Raw genomic sequence first — 1,047 nt, 5'->3', positions numbered from 1 at the left:
GGCGCTGTTCAGGTTAAGCGTGGATAGCTGCTAGACTTTGGTCGTTGATATGACGAGAGCAGTCGATGAACGCCCGCCAGTTCAAGAGATTCCTGGAGTCGGTGACCAAGCTCACCGCCGGCCAGTTGGAGCAGGTACGAAGCGCGCTTACTACGGAGCATACGGAGCGCGCCAGCTATCAGGCCATCGAGGCTGCGCGTCCATGTGTATGCCGCCGATGCGGCAGTGAGAAGGTGGTCCGGAACGGCGTCCAGAACGGTCTGCAGCGCTTCCTGTGCCGCGATTGCGGTAAGACGTTCAACGCTGCATCCGGGACGCCGCTCTCGCGGCTGCGCGACAAGGAACGGTTCGACGCGTACGCGCAATGCATGAAAAATGGCCTCACGGTGCGGGAAGCAGCGGACGCGGTTGGCCTAACGTTGGACAGAGCCTTTCGGTGGCGCCATCGCTTCCTGAGTGAGGTTGTCGCGCATCAACCGAAGGGTATCAGCGGCATCCTCGAAGTCGACGAGACCTACTTCCGAGAGTCACAGAAAGGGTCCAGGAAGCTCACCAGACCCTCGCGGAAACGAGGCGGCAAGGCGGAAGGACGTGGCCGGAAAAGCAAGGACTGGGTTCCCGTCCTTGTAGGCCGCGCTCGCGGGCAGGCCCAGACGGCCGACAAGGTGCTCGGCCGGCTGACCGGCGCCGAGGTGACTGACGCGCTCAAGGATGCCGTAACGCCGGGCGAGACCATCCTCTGCACGGACGGACACTCCGCCTTTCTTCATCTGCAGCGCACCCTCGGCGTGCAGACCAAGTCGTTCGTCGCCAGCTATCACGGCCCTGTGCTCGACAAGGTCTATCACGTCCAGTCCGCCAACAATTATCACGAGCGGCTCAAGTCGTGGATACAGCGCCAACTCAGGGGCGTGGCCACCAAGTACTTGCCGAACTACCTGGCTTGGCAACGGCTGATGAGCTGGAACAAGGAAGGCGTTTCCGCCGACGATGTCATCGCGTCAGCTCTCGGCAAGCAGGTCATCAACGTTTAATCTGAACAGCGCC

At 61.6% G+C, this 1,047-nt stretch carries 1 protein-coding gene; it reads left to right on the top strand.

Going from position 1 to position 1,047, the window contains the following annotated elements; translation table 11 throughout:
• The first annotated feature begins 65 nt into the window (after positions 1-65).
• Positions 66-1,034, top strand: coding sequence for an IS1595 family transposase (locus tag AB4061_RS40540; protein ID WP_441641654.1), 969 nt, complete (start codon positions 66-68; stop codon positions 1,032-1,034).
• Positions 1,035-1,047: the final 13 nt, after the last annotated feature.

The sequence above is a fragment of the Cupriavidus sp. YAF13 genome, from assembly GCF_052113425.1.
In the GTDB taxonomy this organism is placed as follows: Bacteria; Pseudomonadota; Gammaproteobacteria; order Burkholderiales; family Burkholderiaceae; genus Cupriavidus.
Note: the sequence above shows the minus strand (reverse complement) of the source record. Positions and strands in the feature narration are given on the sequence as shown.